The sequence below is a fragment of the Ancylobacter sp. TW_SC_1 genome, assembly GCF_056836805.1.
Genome location: NZ_CM166365.1, coordinates 4,784,826 through 4,803,880 on the forward strand (window position 1 = coordinate 4,784,826; position 19,055 = coordinate 4,803,880).

Annotated in this window: 18 protein-coding genes; 3 read left to right on the forward strand and 15 right to left on the reverse strand. The window is 66.6% G+C overall.

All coding sequences use genetic code 11. From position 1 onward, the window contains the following. Nucleotides 1-40: 40 nt before the first annotated feature. Complete coding sequence (locus AC1PZ7_RS22675; RefSeq protein ID WP_482357430.1) at nt 41-796, forward strand: response regulator transcription factor; 756 nt, start codon at nt 41-43, stop codon at nt 794-796. Between the two features lie 189 nt (nt 797-985). On the opposite strand, the gene AC1PZ7_RS22680 is transcribed toward AC1PZ7_RS22675, so the two are convergent. From AC1PZ7_RS22680 to AC1PZ7_RS22745, 14 genes are all read right to left on the reverse strand, one after another. Continuing rightward, complete coding sequence (locus tag AC1PZ7_RS22680; protein ID WP_482357431.1) at nt 986-2,440, reverse strand: NAD-dependent succinate-semialdehyde dehydrogenase; 1,455 nt, start codon at nt 2,438-2,440, stop codon at nt 986-988. Nucleotides 2,441-2,485: 45 nt separating this feature from the next. Next, the gene (locus AC1PZ7_RS22685; protein ID WP_482357432.1) at nt 2,486-3,505 is read right to left on the reverse strand and encodes a proline racemase family protein; all 1,020 of its coding nucleotides are present in this window, start codon (nt 3,503-3,505) and stop codon (nt 2,486-2,488) included. 14 nt (nt 3,506-3,519) lie between these two features. Beyond that, complete coding sequence (locus AC1PZ7_RS22690; RefSeq protein WP_482357433.1) at nt 3,520-5,217, reverse strand: GMC family oxidoreductase; 1,698 nt, start codon at nt 5,215-5,217, stop codon at nt 3,520-3,522. Nucleotides 5,218-5,221: 4 nt separating this feature from the next. Next, a complete protein-coding gene (locus tag AC1PZ7_RS22695; protein ID WP_482357434.1) occupies nt 5,222-6,697 on the reverse strand; it encodes an aldehyde dehydrogenase family protein in 1,476 nt (491 codons plus the stop codon). 22 nt (nt 6,698-6,719) lie between these two features. Then, nucleotides 6,720-7,727, reverse strand: coding sequence for a proline racemase family protein (locus AC1PZ7_RS22700; protein WP_482357435.1), 1,008 nt, complete (start codon nt 7,725-7,727; stop codon nt 6,720-6,722). A 15-nt stretch (nt 7,728-7,742) separates the two neighbouring features. After that, nucleotides 7,743-8,651, reverse strand: a complete 909-nt coding sequence (gene dapA, locus AC1PZ7_RS22705; RefSeq protein WP_482357436.1) for a 4-hydroxy-tetrahydrodipicolinate synthase — start codon at nt 8,649-8,651, stop codon at nt 7,743-7,745. 108 nt (nt 8,652-8,759) lie between these two features. Beyond that, a complete protein-coding gene (locus tag AC1PZ7_RS22710) occupies nt 8,760-9,581 on the reverse strand; it encodes an amino acid ABC transporter ATP-binding protein (protein WP_482357437.1) in 822 nt (273 codons plus the stop codon). Nucleotides 9,582-9,594: 13 nt separating this feature from the next. Continuing rightward, the gene (locus AC1PZ7_RS22715) at nt 9,595-10,242 is read right to left on the reverse strand and encodes an amino acid ABC transporter permease (protein ID WP_482357438.1); all 648 of its coding nucleotides are present in this window, start codon (nt 10,240-10,242) and stop codon (nt 9,595-9,597) included. A gap of 84 nt (nt 10,243-10,326) precedes the next feature. Continuing rightward, the gene (locus AC1PZ7_RS22720; protein ID WP_482357439.1) at nt 10,327-11,202 is read right to left on the reverse strand and encodes a transporter substrate-binding domain-containing protein; all 876 of its coding nucleotides are present in this window, start codon (nt 11,200-11,202) and stop codon (nt 10,327-10,329) included. Between the two features lie 42 nt (nt 11,203-11,244). Next, the gene (locus tag AC1PZ7_RS22725; RefSeq protein WP_482357440.1) at nt 11,245-13,140 is read right to left on the reverse strand and encodes a proline racemase family protein; all 1,896 of its coding nucleotides are present in this window, start codon (nt 13,138-13,140) and stop codon (nt 11,245-11,247) included. A 432-nt stretch (nt 13,141-13,572) separates the two neighbouring features. Beyond that, on the reverse strand, nt 13,573-14,376 hold the full coding sequence (locus tag AC1PZ7_RS22730; protein WP_482357441.1) for an SDR family NAD(P)-dependent oxidoreductase: 804 nt from the start codon (nt 14,374-14,376) through the stop codon (nt 13,573-13,575). Beyond that, a complete protein-coding gene (locus AC1PZ7_RS22735; RefSeq protein WP_482357442.1) occupies nt 14,376-14,801 on the reverse strand; it encodes an organic hydroperoxide resistance protein in 426 nt (141 codons plus the stop codon). Before AC1PZ7_RS22735 ends, AC1PZ7_RS22730 begins: the two co-directional genes overlap by 1 nt. Nucleotides 14,802-14,849: 48 nt before the next feature. Then, nucleotides 14,850-15,113, reverse strand: a complete 264-nt coding sequence (locus AC1PZ7_RS22740) for a hypothetical protein (protein ID WP_482357443.1) — start codon at nt 15,111-15,113, stop codon at nt 14,850-14,852. A gap of 41 nt (nt 15,114-15,154) precedes the next feature. Next, nucleotides 15,155-15,940, reverse strand: a complete 786-nt coding sequence (locus tag AC1PZ7_RS22745; RefSeq protein ID WP_482357444.1) for an alpha/beta hydrolase — start codon at nt 15,938-15,940, stop codon at nt 15,155-15,157. 354 nt (nt 15,941-16,294) lie between these two features. Here AC1PZ7_RS22745 and AC1PZ7_RS22750 point away from each other — a divergent pair, with 354 nt between their 5' ends. Together AC1PZ7_RS22750 and AC1PZ7_RS22755 are read left to right on the forward strand one after the other, a co-directional pair. After that, nucleotides 16,295-16,564 carry a hypothetical protein gene (locus tag AC1PZ7_RS22750; RefSeq protein ID WP_482357445.1) on the forward strand — a complete coding sequence of 90 codons (270 nt, stop codon included), beginning with the start codon at nt 16,295-16,297 and terminating at the stop codon, nt 16,562-16,564. Between the two features lie 19 nt (nt 16,565-16,583). Further along, nucleotides 16,584-17,540, forward strand: a complete 957-nt coding sequence (locus AC1PZ7_RS22755; protein ID WP_482357446.1) for an AEC family transporter — start codon at nt 16,584-16,586, stop codon at nt 17,538-17,540. A gap of 36 nt (nt 17,541-17,576) precedes the next feature. Here the strand turns inward: AC1PZ7_RS22755 and AC1PZ7_RS22760 are convergent, their stop codons facing one another. After that, complete coding sequence (locus AC1PZ7_RS22760) at nt 17,577-19,007, reverse strand: aldehyde dehydrogenase family protein (protein ID WP_482357447.1); 1,431 nt, start codon at nt 19,005-19,007, stop codon at nt 17,577-17,579. Between the last annotated feature and the right edge of the window lie 48 nt (nt 19,008-19,055).

Here is a 19,055-nt window from a genome sequence, read left to right on the forward strand (position 1 = left end):
GCCGGCCGGAAACGGGGACGGACGGGTCCGGGAGGGAGCCATGGCAAACGCACGCGAAGCGACCCGGGTGATCATCGTGGAGGACGATGCCGATCTCTGTGAAAGCCTGTGCGCTTTCCTCAGGCTTTCGGGGATGGACGCGCGCGCGGCCGGGAGCGTCGCCGCACTTGAGCAGGAGCTAGCCCGAGAACGTGCCGATGTCATCGTGCTCGACATCAATCTGCCGGGGGAAACCGGCTTTGCGGCCGTCCGCCGGCTGGAACTGAAACAGCGGGCTGGCCTCATCCTGCTTACCGGCCGTTCGGCTCCGCACGACCGCTTGCACGGGCTGACCCTGGGTGCGGACCACTATCTCGTAAAGCCCATCGACATGACCGAACTGGTGCTGGTGATCCGCAACCTGCACGCCCGCGTGGGCGGCATGGCGCCTGCCCCCGGCTGGGTGCTTGATGCCGCGCGCTGGACCCTCACATGCCCCGATGGGCGCAGTCTGGTACTGGGCCCGCAGGAAAGCCGGCTCATGGAGCGGCTCATGGCCACTCCCGGCCGGCCTGTGCGACGCGCCGATCTCATGGCCGCGCTCCAGCCCGACGCAAGCGAGACGGCGGAACGGGAGGTGCATCTGGAGGTGCTCATCTTCCGTCTGCGGCGCAAGGTTCAGAAGGCCTTGCAATGTGACCTGCCGCTGCAATCGGTGCGCGGCTTCGGCTATGTGTTCCGGCACGATTGCCCGATGGGCATGGCGATGACGGAACAGGACGGCACTGCGCCTGAACTGCCGGCGGATTCCTTCTGACCTTCCGCGATCCGGCCTCCGCCCCGCCAGACGAAGGATCTTGGCGCGAAAAACACCCGCTTCAAACGGTTCGGTTTTCGGGGATCAGACGAGAGCAGAGCACTGGGAGCGGACGTAGCCGGTCGCCTTCGCTCCCGAGGCGTGGTCGGCCGGCGGGAACGGCCGACCGACCACGCGGGTCGCCAATCGTCAAAGAGCCGCAAGTTCAGTGACGAACTTGGTGCGCAGAAAGGCATCCAGTCCTTCGATGCCGCTCTCCGAACCGTAGCCGGACTCGTTCACGCCCCCGAACGGCGTTTCCGGCGTCGACACCGCCATATGGTTGACGCCGACGAGGCCGGCGTCGAGCGCCTCCTCGGTGCGTGCCGCCAAGGCGCCGGAGCGGGTGAAGACGAAGGAGGCCAGGCCATAGGGCAGCGCATTTGCCCGCTCGATCACCTCGTCGAAGCCGGCAAACGACGTGAGCGGGGCGATGGGGCCGAAGGGCTCATTCGACATGATCGCCGCATCCGCCGGCACGTCCGCCAGCACCGTCGGCGCGAAGAAGTGGCCCTGATTGCCGATACGTCGACCGCCGAGCTTCAGCTCCGCGCCCTTGGCGACGGCATCGTTCACCATCTCCTCCATCGCCGCGAGGCGGCGGCGGGCGATCATGGGACCCATCTGGGTGCCGGCGTCGAGGCCGTTGCCCACCTTCAGCTGCGACGCCAGCTCGACGAAGCGCTGGACGAAGGGCTGGTAGAGCGATTCATGGACGAAGAAGCGCGTCGGCGAGGTGCAGACCTGCCCGGCGTTGCGGAACTTGAAGGCGACCAGCGTGCGCGCCGCGAGGTCGAGGTCCGCGTCGCCATGGACGATGACCGGCGCGTGGCCGCCGAGTTCCATGGTGCAGCGCTTGAGCGTATCGGCCGCCAGGCGCTGCAGCTGCTTGCCGACCGCCGTGGAGCCGGTCAGCGTCACCGCCTTCGGGATCGGCGAGGCGATCAGAACCTTGCTGACATGCGCGGGCTCTCCGAACACCATGTTGAGAACGCCGGCAGGCAACCCGGCCTCCTGGAAGCAGCGGGCGATGGCCACCGCCGTGCCGGGCGTCTCCTCGGCCGGCTTGATGATGATGGAGCACCCCGCGCCGAGCGCGCCGGCGATCTTGCGGATGACGTTCGACGACGGGAAGTTCCAGGCCGCGAAGGCGACCACGGGGCCGACCGGCTCCTTGAGCACCATCTGGCGGACATGCGGCATGCGGGCGGGCACGATGCGGCCATAGGCGCGCTTGCCCTCCTCGGCGTACCAACGGGTCGCGTCGGCGGCGAACTGCACTTCCGGCACGGCTTCGCCAAGCGGCTTGCCGTTTTCCAGCGTCAGGATGCGCCCGATACGCTCCTTGCGAGCCTCGATCAGTTCGGCCGCCTTCATCATGATGGCGTAGCGAGCCTGCGCCGTCATCGCCTTCCACAGCTTGAAACCACGCTGCGCGGCCTCCAGCGCACGGGCGAGATCGGCATCGGACGCGTGCGGCACGGTACCGAGCGTCTCGCCCGTGGCCGGATTCTCCAGCACCTCGCTCTTGCCGTCGGAGCCCTGGCACCACACGCCGTCGATCAGCAGCTCGATGGTCTCGTCATATTTCGGAAGGTCGGTCATTGTCGTCTCCAGGGGCCCGAGGAAGATGCGGGCTGATTGTTGGCCTCAGCGGCAGAGGAAGCCGTCCGGCAGCGGGTCGCCTTCGGCGAGCATGAAACGGTGCTCCCCGGTGATGTGGGCAAGGCCGATGATGTGCGGGTGGATGGCGCCCGGCCGCCCGGGAATCGCGCGGGCGGTCGCGTGGAAATCGACGCCCAGTATGTTGCGGGTGCGGATCGGCTGGTCGAGGCCGATCTCGCCGCGCGCCACCAACTGGGCGAGGCGCGCCGAGGAGCCGGTGCCGCAGGGCGAGCGATCGAATTTGTTCGATTCCAGCACGACCATCTGGCGGCTGATCACGCCCTGATGGTCCGCCTGCGTCTCGTAAAACAGGATCGAGTCGACGGCCTCGCCGGCGCCGGCAATCTCGCCGGCAGCGATCATGCCGTTGAGCCGCGCCTTCAACGCGGCGCCGGTCGCCATGGCATGAAGCGCCCCCGACGGCACCAGCTCCACACTGGCCGCGCGGGCCTCGACCAGCCCGTACCAGTTGCCGCCCCACACCACATCCGCCGAGACGCTGACCCCACCAGCGGCGAGCGGCACATCGGCGGCGGCCACATAGGCCGGCACGTTCTCGAAGGTGACCGCGGCGACGGCACCTTGCGCCCGCGTGACGTGGCGCGCGACCTGGCGCGTGACGTGGACGGTGATCACGCCCGCCGGAACCTCCAGCGTGAACGAGCTTTCCGGCTGTTCGGATGGACCGATGAGACCCATGTGATCCAGCGTCACGGCAAGGCCGATGGTCGCGTGGCCGCACATCTCCAGATATTTGTAGCTGCCGAGGAAGAAGGCACCGAAATCCGCGACCCGGCTCTCCGTCATCACCACGCCCACCATCGCCGCATGGCCGCGCGGCTCGTGCAGCAGGAAGGTGCGCAGGGTATCGAAGCGGGTGCGGAAGTCGTCGCGCCGCGCCGCGACGCTGTCGCCATGGAGCACCGGAACGCCACCGGCCACCACCCGGGTCGGGTGGCCGGCGGTGTGGCTGTCGATGGTCGAGATCCAGCGGCGGAGCGCCATGTCGTTCCCCTGTGCTAGCGGCCGGACTTGATGGTGTCGGCGATCTTCTCACCTGCCATCACCGTGGTCAGCATGGTGTTGGCACTGATGACCGCCGGCATGATCGAGGCATCGACCACGCGCAGGCCCTCGACGCCGATCACCCGCGCCGCGCTGTCGACCACGGCGTGGCGGTCGTCCGGGCGGCCGATCCGGCAGGTGCCGGAGGCGTGCCAGCTGCCGCAGGCGTTCTCCCTGATCCAGTCGCGCAGCGCCTGCGGCGAGCCCATCATCTCGCGCGCCTTCAAGCCCGGCGTTATGACGTTTTCGATCATCAGCTTGCGGGACAGCGCCCCCGTGCCCATGATTCCGGCCGCTATCAGGGTCATGAACCAGTTGGTGCGGCTCACCGCGCCGAGCTTGCGCACCCGCTCGGAGAAGGTGGCGGGGAAGATGCTCTCGATAACCCCATCCATCGCCGGATCGGTGACGATGCCCCACAGCCGGTGCATGCCATCCTCGAGCCGCTTGAGGTCGCGTTCATCGGAAAGCTGGCGGAAATTGACCAAGGGCGCGGTCGCCGCATCGCGTCCGCGCAGCCGCACCTCGCCGGTCGAATAGGGCCGGTTCACGCAGACCAGGATGGACGCCAGCCGCCGGCCGAGCGGGTGCCAGGCCGCGCGGTTGGAGGGCAGCACGAACATGTCGCCCGGCGTCGTGTCCGGCAGGCCGGACGTGTAGCGGTAGCCGAGCTGGATATGGCGACGTTGCGTCGAGGGAAGACGGGCGGATTTCGGTAGATAGGCGGCGAAAGCCACCATCGGGTGGTCCTGCAGGTTCTGGCCGACGCCCGGTCGGTCGGCGCGCACCGCGATGCCGTGCTCGCCCAGATGCGCGGCGGCACCGATGCCCGCGCGCATGAGGTGCGCCGGGGTCTGCAGCGCACCGGTCGAGAGGATCACCTCGCGCGCCGTGAGCGTGACAGGCCCCTGAGGCCCGGCCGCCGTGAGTCCGGTGACGCGGCGCCCTTCGAACAGCAGCTCCTTCATCTCCGTGTCGGGAAGGATGGTGAGGTTCGGCCGCGCTCGCACCTCGCGGGTAAGATAGGCGCGTGCGGTCGAGACCCGTTGACCGTCGACATTGTTGATGGTCATCGGAAAATAGCCGTCGTCGAAGACGCCGTTATGGTCGCCGATATTGCGGATGCCCTGCTTGTCGAGGACGCGCGCGACGGTCTTGGCGAAGGGCGACCAGTCCTTCTCATGTATCCGGCGCAGCGGCAGGGGGCCGTGGCTGCCGTGCAGTTGGCTGTTGCCGAAGTCGAGGTCGGTCTCCAGCTTGCGGAAATAGGGCAGGACATCGTCCCAGCCCCAGCCTTCGGCGCCGGCCTCCCGCCAGTGGTCGTAGTCCCACGGCACGCCGCGAAAGGCGAACTGGCCGTTGATGGAGGTGCCGCCACCCATCACCCGCGCCTGCTCATAGCGGCGTCCCTCGGCCCCGGGCTTGGGATCGTTCAGATGGATGCTCAGATTCTGCCAGTGATAGAGCCGGTTGAAATAGGCGACGATCGGATAGGCGTCGAGCGTGTCGGCCGGCTCAGCACCGGGGGGCGTGTCCGGCCCGGCCTCGACGAGCGCGACCTTCAGGTTCGAGGCTTCCGACAGCCGGCTGGCCAGCACGGCACCCGCCGCGCCGCCGCCGACAACAATGTAGTCATATGCGTGTGCGGACATGTTCTCAGCCGTGATTGAGCCAGACTGTCTTGAAGCGCAGGAAGCCTTCAAGCCCCGCGCGCCCCATCTCCTTGCCGAAGCCGGAGCCTGCGAAGCCGCCCTGTGGGGTTGCGAAATCGGGTTGGCGGCCATGGCCGTTGACCCAGACCGTGCCGGCGTTGAGGCGCGCCGGCAGCGCGAGCGCCTTGGCGGCGCTGGTGGTGTAGAGGCTGGCGGCGAGCGCGTAGCTGGGGTGGTTGGCCATGGCCAGCGCCTCGTCCTCGTCGTCATAGACGTAGACGGACAGCACCGGGCCGAAGAACTCCTCGCGGAAGCCGACCGACGTATCGGGCACGCCGGCGAGCACGGTCGGCTCGACATAGGCGCCGGCATTCATGGTGGCGCAGCGCCGCCCGCCGGTCACAACGGTGGCGCCGTCGGCCACCGTCTGCGCGAGCATGCGGTCGATGCGGGCCGCCTGCTTCTCGCTGATGATGGGGGGGAGACTCGCCCGCGTGTCCCAGGTGGGACCGGCGACACGCGCCTGCGCGATGGCGACGATGCGGTCGGTCAGTTCGTCGAGAAGGCGGCGCGGCGCGATCAGCCGCGTGCCGGCGGTGCAGACCTGGCCGGCATTGGCGAGAAAGCCGCCGGCGATGGTGGCGGCGAGCGCGTCGAGATCATGCGCGTCGTCCATGACGAGCTGGGGCGTCTTGCCGCCCAACTCCAGCGTCAGCGGCTTGGTGCCAGTCATCGCCGCATCCGCCATCACCCGCGCGCCGGTGGCGGACGAACCGGTGAAGGTGATCTTGGCGGTGAGCGGATGGCGCACCAGTGCCGAGCCGGTGGCGCCCGCGCCCTGCACCACATTGAACAGGCCGGCGGGCAGGCCGGCCTCGATGGCGAGTTCGGCGATCATGACCGCCGAGGACGGGGTGAGCTCGGAGGGCTTCAGCACCACCGCATTGCCGGTCGCCAGCGCCGGGGCGGATTTCCAGATGGCGTTGATGGCCGGAAAGTTGAACGGCGCGATGGAGGCGATGACGCCATACGGCTCGGGCTTGAGGAAGGTGGTGCCGCTGTTCGCACCGGCGATCAGCGTGCCCTCGATCTTGTCCGCCCATTCGGCGAAATAGCGCACGGCGCCGGCCGCGCGGACGAGGTCGCGGGTGATGACGTCGGCCACCGGCCGGGTCGTCGTCGCCGCTTCCAGCCGTCCAAGCTCTGTGCGCCGGGCGTCGATCAGGTCGGCCCACGCCTTGAGCACCCGCGCCCGCTCCAGCGCGGTAGCGGTGGCCCAGCCGGAGGTGATGCGGGCGCCGGCGGCGTTGCGCATCGCCTCGTCCACCAGCGTCTCGTCCGCAGCCCGGAGGGTGCCGATGGGCGCGCCGTCCGAGGGGCGAATGAGAGCGATCTCCGCACCATTGCCGGCGACGCGTCGCCCGCCGATCAGATGATCGGTGATGGCGGTGACGCTGTTCGGGTCGAAATCGTGGGACATGTACCTCTCCTGAACCCGTTCCTCAGACGCCCGTCAGGCGGAAGCCCTGCTGGAACGGGTCATTGGGGTCGAGGAAGAAGTTGAAGCTGCCGGTGAGATAGGCCGAGCCGGTCACGGTGCAGCGGATCGCCGGCAGGTCGCCGACCGTGGCCTCGCCGTGGATCCGGCCGGTGAAGACGGTGTCGAGAATGCCGGCGTGGCGGAACGTGTCGCCCGCCTTCAGCTCGCCCTTGCCGTGCAGCATCGCCATGCGCGAAGCGGTGCCGGTACCGCAGGGCGAGCGGTCGATCACGGTCGGCGGGCAGACCACGACATTCTTGCCGTCGAAGCGCACGCCGTCGCCCTCGCCGATGATCTCGATCTGGTAGATCTCGTTCACATGGGCGAGCGTCGGGTGCTGGACCGGAATGTCCTTGAGCCCGGCGCGCAGCTCGGCGGCCGCGCTCACCAGCGCCCAGGCATTGTCGGTGGTCAGGTCGAGGCCGAGGTCCGCGCCCTTGACGATGAGGTAGAAGTCGCCGCCGAAGGCGATGTCGGCGCGCACCTTGCCGAAGCTCTTGGTATCGACGAACACGTCGCGCTGGTAGAGGAAGCTCAGCGGCATTTCGAGCGTGACGGAGACGGCACGACCGTTCTCCACCTTCACCCGTGCCGGCACCACGCCGGCCGGCGTGTCGAGCCGCACCAGCGTCTCGCCTTCCTGCGCCGTGATGTAGCCGGCCTCCACCGCGATGGTGGCAACCGCCATGGCGCAATGGCCGCACATGGGGGGATAGGTGTCCGGCTCCAGGATGAGCATGCCGATGTCGGCATCCGGCGAGCAGGCCTCGGTCAGCACGGCGGCGGGCATGTTGAACGAGCCGCGCGGCTCGAACAGCACGAGCTGGCGCAGCCAGTCGCGGCTCATCAGGTCGGCCCGCTTCTCCACCATGGTGGCGCCGCGGATCGGCCCGAAGCCGGAGGTGATGAGGCGGAGCGGGCAGCCGGCGGTGTGGGAATCGATGCCCTGGATGATACGGGTGCTGCGCATAATGTCTGTGTCCGTTCAGGCGAGCGTCTGGATGGTGACGGCGACGTCGGCGTCGGCGAGGATCTTCGCCACGCTGGCGAGCTGGGCGTCCGAGAAGGGAAGCAGCGGCTCGCGCGGGATGCCGACCGGCTGGCCGAGCGTGTTCATCGCCGCCTTGATGCCGGCATAGAAGCTGCCGGTCTTGAAGCAGCGGTAGATGGCGAAAAGCGCCGGCTCCAGCCGGTCCGCCGTGGCGGTGTCACCGGCGACGCAGGCGTCGAAGTAGCGGCGCACGAGGCGGCCGGAGAGCTGGTGCGCCATGGCGACAACACCGACAACACCGAGCGGCAGCGACGAGCGGATCATCGTCTCGTAGCCGACGAAGACCGCGAGCTCGCCCTTCACCTTCTGGCACAGCTCCGCGACCTGCTGGATGTCGCCCGAGGAATCCTTGATGGCGACGACGTTGGGGATCTCGGCAAGCCGGGCGACGAGATCGGGCGTGATGTTGACGCCGATGCGCACCGGGCTGTTGTAGAGCATCACCGGCAGGCCTGAGGCGGCGCAGATCCGGCGATAGAAGTGCTCGGCCTCGCGCAGGTCGGGCTTCGCATAGATCGGCGGCAGAGCGAGGATGCCGTCGCAGCCGGTGGTCTCGGCGGCCTTGGTCAGTTCCAGCACCACATCGGTGTGCAGGTCCGAGACGCCCGCCAGTACCGGTACGCGGCCGGCGGCGATCTTCACCGTCGACTCGAACAGCTTCACCCGCTCGGCCACGGTCATGGCATAGAACTCGCCCGTCGAGCCGCAGACGATGAGGCCATCGGCGCCATTGGCGATGTTCGCCTCGGCAAGCTCCTCGAAGCGGGGAAAATCGATCGGCCCCTCGGGCAGGAAGGGCGTGACGAGGACACTGTGGATGCCCTGCCAGTTGGTCTTGGTCATGTGCGGTCTCGGCTCTTGAACGTATGTGTCGGGACAAAGCGGGTGCGTGGCACGCGCGACAGGCATGCGATGGACGGTCGGACGATCGGGGAAGCGCCGGTCGGCGCGTCAGGTCTGCAGCAGCGGGCGCATCAGTTCGGCGGTGGCGTGGAAGCGGTTCACGAAGGTGCGCACGCGCTCATTGGTGGGGTGGAGCAGAACCTCCTGCGGTGTGCCCTGCGCGGCGACGGCGCCCTGGTCGAGGAACACCACGCGGGTGGCGACCTCCAGGGCGAAGCCCAGCTCGTGCGTGACCACAAGCATCGTCATGCCCTCGCGGGCCAGCGTGATCATGGTGTTGAGCACCTCGCCGACGAGTTCGGGGTCGAGCGCGGAGGTCGGCTCGTCGAACAGCATCAGCGAGGGCCGCATGTTGAGAGCGCGGGCGATGGAGACACGCTGCTTCTGGCCGCCCGAGAGTCGGCCCGGCATGCGGTCGGCGAATTCCGACATGCCGACCTTAGCGAGAAGGTCGAGCGCGCGGGCGCGGTTGGTCGCCTCGCTCTCTCCGAGAACGGTGCGAGGGCCTTCCATCACATTGGCCAGCACGTTCATGTGCGGAAACAGATTGAACTGCTGGAACACCATGCCGACCCGGCTGCGCATGGCGGCGACCGCGCGACCGCTGATGCGGGCATTGTCGTGCCCGTCCGGCGCTCGGTCGAAGATCGGCGCGCCATCGACGACAATGCGGCCGGAGCTGGGCTGCTCCAGGAGGTTCACGCAGCGCAGCAGCGTCGTCTTGCCGGAGCCGGACGAGCCAAGCAGCGCCACCACTTCGCCGGGATAGACGGTGAGGTCGATGCCCTTGAGGACTTCATGCGAGCCATAGCACTTGCGCACGTCGCGCAATTCGACCAGCGGAGCGGCGTCGGCAGGAAGACGGTTCATGGTTCGCGCCCTCTCAATGACTGTGCATCTCGAGCCGGCGCGCGAGATAGTTGGAGGGGATGAGAATGGCGAGGAAGATGAGGCCGACTACCGTGTAGACTTCCATCGGGCGGTAGGTGAACGACGACACGTAGCTCGCCTGGTAGAGCAGGTCCGGCACCGTCAGCACGGAAAGCAGCGTAGTATTCTTCATCTGGATGATGGTCTGCCCCGCGAGCGGCGGGATCATCTGGCGGAAGGCTTGCGGCAGGATGATGCGGCGCATCGCTTGCCAGGAGCGCATGCCGAGTGCCTTGGCGGCATCGGCCTGTCCGTGGTCGAGCGACTGGATGCCGGCGCGCAGGATCTCGGCATAATAGGCTCCGCCATAGAGGCTTAGCGCCAGAATGCCGGCGGCCTGCTTGCTGATGTTGATACCGGCGAAGATCGGTAGTGCGTAGTAGCTCCACAGCAGCCAGACCAGCAGCGGGACGTTGCGGAAGAACTCGACGAAAAGCCGACCGACGATGCGCAGGAGCTTGATCGGAGAGAGCTGCACCAGGGCGATCAGCAGCCCGATGATCAGGCCGAGGACGCAGGTGATGACCGTGTATTCGAGGGTGACGACCAGTCCCCAGGCGAACAGATGGGCGTTTTGGGTGATGACGGACCAGTCGAACACGGCGCAGCGACCTTGCGGGGAGGGAAAGGTCGGTGCCGGCGGCGGGCGCCGGCACCGTAGGTGACGTCGACGAGGGGGACGACGTCAGAAGTTGAATTCGGGCGGCAGCACGGAGAGGTCGATGCCGCGCGCCTCGAAGGCCTTGCGCAGCTTGCCCTGGGCGAGGCCGAGGGCGCGCTGCTGGTTCACCCAGTTGGTGAGCCAGTTCTCGTAGCCCTCATTGCCTTCCTCGCGGCGCATGCCGATGGTCGCCGGGTTGAGCAGCATCGGGCTCGGCAGCACGATCTGGCCGCTGATCGCCTTGGAGACCTCGATGGCGTCGAACACCGCGAGGATCATCGCGTCGGCGCGGTTCGCCTGCAGCTCCATGATGCCGAGCGGACGGTCTTCCACCACGATGATGTTGGCCTTGGGGGTGAGCGCCTCGGCGACGACCTGCATCGTGCCGCCCTTCTGCACGACGAGACGCACCGAGGGGTCGTTCAGCTCGGCCCAGGTCTTTTTGGTGAAGCCGGGCTTGGTGACGATGGCCCAGGCGTCGGTGAACAGCGGCACGCTGAGATAGTCCACCACGAGGCCGCGCTTCGGATTCGGGTTGAGGCCGAAGGCGATGTCGATCTTGTTGGCCTGGAAGTCGGCGGCGAGGTTGCCCCAGGTGGTTTCGACCGGCACGACCTTGACGTTGAGCAGCGTGGCGATGTCGTTGGCCCAGTCCATGTAGAAGCCGCTCCACGCACCGGTGTTGCGGTCACGGACATAGCCGGGCTCCTCGCCGATCATCACCGGTACGCGCAGCTCGCCGCTCTTGCGGATGCGGTCGAGCACGAGGTTCGGATCTGCGGCGAAGGCGGACTGGAAGGTCGAGAGCGCCAGAGCGGCGGCGGCCACGACCATGAGGATCAGGCGGCGAAAGGTGAGGCCCGTGGCCGGGGACGGCCGGATGGACGAGGCGTTGATCATCGTCGGTTCCCTAGTTCTCTGGTTTGGTGTTGAGGCGTAGGCCTATCTCAGGAAGCCGCTGCCGAGAGGATCGCCCACCTCCTGGATGAGCGTCGCCACGGCCTTGAGGTGCGCGCGTCCCGTGATCCGGGTCGTGGCGGCCACGGCGCCGCCGGCGCCATGGGTGGTGGTGATGAGTTCGCCCGAGAGGTGACCGCCGAACAGGCTGACAGCCTCCAGGCGCGCGCCCGGCATGGCCGCCCCTTCGGCGGCACGCAGCGCCAGCAGGCAGGAAAGGCCGGCGACACCCGGAGAACGGTCGAATTTCTGGCGATCGATGGCGAGGAATTGGCGCACCGCGCCGGCCTCGCCCGCCCCGTAGAACAGCACGGAGTCGATCGCCGGCTGCGCACCGTGCCGACGCGGAAGCGCCTCGTTGAGATGGCGGCGCAGGTCGTCGCCGATGGCGAGCAGATGGTCGATGCCGCCTATATCGAGCTGGAGCCCTGCAGCATCGGCATCGACGAGTGCATAGCAGTCGCCGCACATGGTGATGGCGACATCCAGATCATGCCCGTCGATGCGAGCATGTCGGCCTGCGTCGGCGACGATGGCCGGGGGCATTTCGAGCGCGATGGCGCCCTTGTCGCTCCCAACCCCGACATGCACCGTGAGGATGCCGTTCGGTACCTCAATGGTGAAGCGCGGGTGGCGCGAAAGGCGGCCGAGAGCGCGAAGCGCGGCCGTGTAGCCCATGATCGCGTGGCCGCACAGGCCGGGATAGCCATAGGACGAGATGAAGAAGGCGCCGAAATCCGCAGCGCTGGAGGCCACCGGCACCAGGCCGAAGGCGCCGGAATGGCCGCGCGGCTCATGCAGCAGCATCGGTCGCAGGCTGTCATAGCGCTCGGCGAACTGGCGGGCCTTGCCGACAACGCTGTCCGCGTCCAGCCCTTCGAGCGGCTCGATGAGGATATGGGTGGGGTGCCCCTCGGTATGGGTCTCGATGACGCGGAAGGTGCGGGCGTCCTGCGGCAGTTCGAGGCTCAGCGCGCCCTCGCCGATGCCGCCGCCGAGCCCGGCGCCGAGCCCGAGCCGGCGGTCGGTCTTCTCGAAGCTCATGGTCGAGAGGCGGTCGCTGTCGGTATTGATCCACAGCACCTTGGCCGGCACGCTGCCAGTGTTGCGCCAGCGATGGGCGATGCGGCTGTTGAAATAGGCGCCGTCTCCCGGATTCAGCACTTCCGCGTCGCGGTCGGCGAGGGCCAGTTCGAGGGAGCCCTCCAGCACATAGATGAGCTCCTCGCCCTCATGCGCGTAGAACCCGTCGCTCTCGCGATCAGGGTCGATGGTCCACACCTCGGCGTCCATCATGCGCTGCGAGACGGTGAGCTGCTCGATGATGACGCCGGGCCCGAAGGAACCGACGATGCGCCCCTGTCCATGGCGCACCACGGGGAAGTCGCGCCCCTTGGTGCCGCCCAGCAATTCCGCGAGTGTGCGACCGAACACTTCGGCGATGGCATTGAGCCGCGCGGGCGAGAGGAAGGCCACGCCGCGCTCGAACATGCTCAGGTGCGAGGCGGCGATCTCCGTCCGTTCCGAGAGCTCGCGCAGCGACATGCTGGCCTCCTGGCGCAGGCTCCGTACGCGTGCACCAAGATGGTTGAAGGCGGTAACCGGCGCCGTTTCACTCTCCGGCGCGGCGGTCGCCTCTTCCTCGCTTTCAAGAAACCGGCGGATGCCCGAAAGGCTCTGCCCCTCGACGCGGCGCATGCGGTCGATGCGGCGGATGCGCTCGATATCCGCCTCTCCGTAAGAACGGTGGCCGCCGGAAGATTTGTTGGGCGTGAGAAGCCCCTGGGTCTCCCACGAGCGGATGGTCGAGACCGCGACTCCGGTCACCTTCGCTACATGACCGATCGAAAAGGGGAAGCGGGCGGCAGCCGTCTGGGTCATCTCGATCTACATACCGACTATAGATATAGCGAACATGCGCAGACGGTATGTCGATTTATTGAACGAGTCAATCGAGCATGCGGGAGCCCGTGCCCATGCCTTCGCGCTGGATCGCGCGGTCGAGAATGATGTCGAGGTCCAACTCCTGTGGACCTGGACAGACAGTCGCCAACGTGTGGTGCGAAGCCCGAACTTCGCTGCAGAGGCTCAGGTGGCAGCATCAGGCGATGCTGCAAGAGCCATGTCTATCCCGCTCATGCGGGGCGCCGCAGGCACAGCGAGGCGCTCGTTGGCGCGCTATGGCGTAAGAATGGCAGTGGCGTGCCGACGTGGATGAAAGTGAGAACTACGTCTTCGCTGCGGCTCTCTAAGATGCGTACTTCAAGGTGGCCGACGACGCGCCAAAAGATCTCTGGCGTCGACTGACGGCGTTCAGATGGACATGCCGCCTGACACCTCGATGCGCTGCGCGTTGATCCAGCGGTTCGCCTCCGAGAGGAGAGACGCGACCATGGGGCCGATGTCGTCCGGCTGCCCCACCCGCCCGAGTGCCGTCATCTCAGCGACGCGGCGGGCCAGGTCGGGATTGTCGCGGACCATGCCACCGCTGAAATCAGTGGCGATGGATCCGGGTGCGACGACGTTCACCGCGATGCCGCGCGGGCCGAATTCCTTGGCCATGTAGCGCGTCAGGATCTCCACCGCGCCCTTCATCGCGCCATAAGGAGCGCAACCGGGAATGATGATGCGGGTCAGGCCGGAGGACAGGTTGACGATGCGCCCACCGTCCAAGATGAGCGGCAGCAGCTTCTGCGTCAGGAAGAACACACCTTTGAAGTGGACATGGTAGAGCGCGTCCAGTTCTTCTTCCGTCGTCTGCTCGATGGAGTTGTGATGTGAGGTGCCGGCATTGTTGACCAGATAGTCGAACCGGTCGGCCCCCAGTTCGGACAGAGCCTCGCGAACGCTCTGGGCGAAGGCTGCGAACGAGCCGGTATCGCTGGTGTCGAGCGGCAGCGCGATCGATCGGCAGCCAAGCTCGGCTACCTCGCCGACGACCCGATCAGCCTCGGCACGGTTCACGCGGTAGGTGAAGATTGTGTGCACGCCGCCCTTCGCCAGAGCGAGAACGGTGCTGCGCCCGAGGCCGCGACTGCCGCCGGTGACGACCGCGATCTTGCCGGAAGCCATAGTGCCCAAGTTGCCGGTCATTTCTCCCTCCTCTTCCGCGGTCATCACCGCACCGTCACTGTCTTGGTGACATCCACATTGCCTCGGACGGCATTTGAATAGGGGCAGATGGCATCCGCGCCGCGCACGAACTCCTCGGCGGTGGCCTGATCGACGCCGGCGACGACAATGGCGAGGCTCGCATGCAACACGAAGGCATCGGCCTCGTTGCGGCTGAGGCCGATCTCGGCCACCACCTCGACATCGCCGTCGGCGAAGCGGTGGCCGGACTGCCGCGCCACGCGCAGCAATGCGTTCTCGAAGCAGGCCGCATGGCCGCCCGCGAAAAGCTGCTCGGGATTGGTGGCCCCGCCCATGCCGCCCAGTTCCCTCGGGATGGCGAGCGCGAGGTCGAGGATTCCATCCTCACTCCGGATCGTGCCCTTGCGGCCGCCGGTCGCTGTAACCCTGGTCGAGTAGAGAATGGTCATGATCATTGCTCCCTTGGTGATTAGCTTGGGTGTGTCGTCGGGGCAGGCTTAGGATGTCACTTCGATCCAGCGGCGAAGCCCCTCCACCGTGCGGAAATCCGCGACGCTGCGCGTGGGAATGCCAGATGCGAGATCGGCCGCCATCCGCGCCAGCGCGTTACCGGGACCGAGCTCGAGCACACGGACCGGCCGCGCGGAGCGGCAGGCATCCATGCAGGCCGCCCAGGCCGGCACCTCGCCCGCGCTGTAGCCGGCAAAGGTAATTGGCCGCGGCGCGATTGGACCGATCACGGCCCAGGTCGCAGCAGGCAAGGAGACCGCCGCGCCTTGCGGCGCGACGGCATTGGTGGCCGCTATTGGGTCGCCTCGCCGACCTTGCGGGCGGCCTCTTCGATGACGGCAGCGACTTGCGCGGGGTGGGATTCGTAGACCGAGTGGCTGGCGCCTTCGACCACGATGAACGGCGCCTTGGCGCGCTCGTAATAAAAACGCTCGAGGTCGGGATTGATGATCTGGTCGTGGCCGGCAACGATCCCCCAGCTCGGCTTGGTCTTCCACGCCGCGGCGGTCAGCGGAGTGCTGAATACCTCGGCCTTGGCAAGCACCTGCGAGCGGGCTTCGAAATCGGCCTGTTCCCTCGGCAGGTCGGGTGCGAACAGCTTCGGGAACAGTTCGGGGTTCAGATAGGTGTAGCCGTCTGGCGTCTTCTCGATCGCGCCTGGGGTCTTGGCGAGCACGCTCGGCGTCTTCTTGCCGAGCTCACCTTCATCCTCACCGACATCGGGGGCATGGGCGGCGACATAGACGAGACCGGCCACCTTCGGATGGACGCCGGCCTCGGTAATGATCGAGCCTCCATAGGAGTGGCCTACCAGGATTGCAGGGCCATCCTGCATGTCGAGCACGCGCTTGGCGGCCGCGACGTCGTCCTGGAACGAGGTCTCGGGTTCCTGGACCATCGATACCCGGAAACCATGTTTCGTCAGGATTTCGTAGACCGGTTTCCAGCCGGAGGCATCGACCCAGGCGCCATGCACCAGGACGATGTTCTTGATCGGATCGGCCTGTGCCGCGGCGGGCGCAGCCAGGACGAGCAGCGAAGCGAACAGTGCAGCTGAATGGATACGGCGAAACAACATGGCATCACCTCCGAAAGTGAGAGTGGTTGGCCCTGAGGAACAATCCCGGCCGACCAGTACGCTGGCACGGACGCTGGGGAACTGCGAGTAAAGCTGTGAAAACGAGTGAAGTTGAATAATAGGTAAAATCTTCTTCCTGATTTCATAAATGTGCAGACGACGATTTTGCGTTTCTACGACCACAATTAGAAGGATGAACCGCAGACAGAAGTCAGTATATGCGCACAAAACGTTGCCGCTTCCCGCGAAAGCACGATCGCTGCAAATTCGAACACTGAATTTCAGCGATTTACGGGCTCTATGCCCCGTCGGCATATAGGCTCGCAAATGGCAGGGCTTTCATTGGAGGCTACGATGACCCACGGGTTGGCGCCGGATATCGACATTGCAAAGGCTGCGGATCGGGGCACTGACGGCAGCGTCCGACCTCTCCGCTCAGACGCAGATGATCCCGGACAGCAGGTCGCCGATGCCCTGACGGCCATCCTTCTCCATGCCGAAGCGATCCGCCGGCGATCGACCGACATGGGCAGCGAGCAAACGGAGATCGCCTCATCCGCTCGGCACATCGTCAGCAGCGCGAAGCAGGCGTGGAATGCTCTGGGGGGCCGCTGCGCGACATGACCCAAGGGAATCCAGCACCATGAACACCGCTCCGACGACGATCCACGTTATCCTGATGGCGCTGGCGCCCGTCTTCTTCGTCATGGCGCTCGGCTACGGCGCGGGAAGGTTTCGCGTCGTCGATAACCGCCAGGTCGCCAGTCTCAATGCGTTCGTCATGAGCTTCGCCTTGCCGGCATCGATCTTCGTGGCGACCGCTTCAGCGCCGCGCAGCGAGGTGCTGGCGCAGGGGCCGCTCTTCGCAGTCCTTGGCGCAGTCATGCTGCTGCTCTATGGCGCGTGGTATGTTGCCGTTTCCGGATCGAAGGCGGACGCCTCGCTGCAGGCGCTGACGATCGCCTTCCCGAACATGGCAGGCGTCGGCCTGCCGATCGCGTCTGCAGTCCTTGGTCCCGGCGGCGTGGTCCCGGTGGCCGTCGCGCTGTCGGCCGGCTCGCTGCTGGTCAGCCCGCTCACGCTGATATTGGTGGAGATGCACGCCGGGCGGGACGAGGCCGCCGCGGAGTCGTCGCGCACGCGGATAGTGCGGGCGCTCAGGCGCGCACTGACCAAGCCGGTCGTGTTGGCGCCAGCGCTCGGCATCGTGCTCTCGCTGTCCGACGTCGGCATCGGGTCCGTTGCGCGGGCCAGCCTTGAGCTGATTGGCAGTGCCGCCGCCGGGGTAGCGCTGTTCCTGACCGGACTCGTCCTTTCCGCACAGTCCTTCCGGTTGGACGGGAGGGTTGTCGGCGCGACATTGGCGGGGGATATCGTTCGGCCTGTCCTAACGGCGGCGATCGTGCTGAGCCTGCCCATACCCATGGATATCGCGAAGGTTGCGATCCTGCTCGCGACGATTCCTGCAGGCTTCTTCGGCATCCTGTTCGCCGTGGATTATCGGCTTGATTCGACGGCGGCGGGATCCATGGTCATCGCCAGCAGCGTCTTCAGCATCGTGACCCTCGCTGTGGTGATAGCCTTGCTCTTCCCGAGCTGAAAGCGATGGCGCGGCTGATCTCGAAATCTGCCGTCGTCAGCGCGAAACCGTCTGTATCTCGGCGAATTCCTGAATGCCACGCACGCCGTGGAGGCCGCCAACCCCGCCCTGCCAGACGCCGCCACCCGCCGCGAAAGGAGAGGGTGCGACGCCATTGATGGAAACGGTTCCGGCTCGAAGCCGACCGGCGACGGTCGCCCCGAGGTCGGCGTCGCTCGTCCAGATCGAGGCCGACGTGCCGTATCCGCTGTCATTGGCCATGTGAATCGCGTCATCGATGTCGCGATAGGGGATTGTGACGACGACTGGGCCACGGAGCGGCGCACGGGCGATCTCCATCGTGTTTGCGGCATTTGCGATCACCGTGGGCAGCAGAAACGCTCCCGACACACCGGGCAAATCCAGCGGTGCGCCGCCTGCGATCAGATCGGCGCCGTCCTTGCGCCCCCGCTCGATCACATGAAGCAGGATCTCGCGTTCTTGCGCGGAGATCAGCGGACCGATGAAGGTCGCCGGGTCCAGCGGATCGCCAAGGCACATCGCCTTGACGCACGCGCGCAGGCACTCCACCAGCTCGGCCTGCCTGTGGCGAGGGACAAAGACCCGGTTCTGAGTGACATGCCATTGACCGCTGGCGAAGAAGCTGGCGTAGCGCAAGCCTTCCGTCGTCGCGGCAATATCGGCGTCGGGTAGAATAATGACGGGTGCGCGGCCCCGGGGCTCCATCGTAAGGCGTTTCGAGCCAGCTGCGGCAGTTCCCGCGATGTGTTGTCCGCACAGGCTGGAGCCGGCGAAAGCGACATGGTCGACGGCCGTATGTCCCGCGAGATAGGTGGCGGCATCCAGTCCGGTCACCAGTATGCTGAGCACGCCTTCCGGCAGTTCCGCCTGCTCCATCAATTCGCCGATGACCTGGCCGTCAAGGGCTGTGCGCGGGTCCAGCGCGAGGACGACCGAGCACCCGGCAAGCAGGGCCGGTACAAGCCACCCCAGGGCGGTGCGCTGCGGCGCATTCCACGACGCGAATGCCGCCACGACCCCGCAGGGACGTTGGGAAGCGAGTGTCCTTTCGGCTCGATCAGCTGGGCGGGTGGGCTGAACGATCGTCCGTGCTGCCTCGACATAGGCGAGCGAGTGTATGCGCATCTCATCGGCGAGACGCACGTTGAAGTGCCGGGGCACGCCGTTCTCGCGCGTCACGAGAGTGACCAACGACTGAGCCTCGGCAGCGTATAGCTGGAGGAATCGGTGGACCACTTTCAACCGCTGCTCGATCGGAGCTTTCCCCCAACTCGTGATCCCACGCGCTTCTCGTGCCAGTTGCACGGCTAGATCGATATCGGCGCGCTCGGCCAAGGGAGCGGCGCCGATCCAGGAGCCGTCGAACGGCGAACGCACGTCGCAGTGTTGGTTGCCCTGTGGTTCGACGCGTCGTCCACCAACGAAATTCAGGCGATAGACCGCCATTCCACGTCCTCTTTCGATGCCAGCGAGGATTGGCGACGCTCCGGGGGA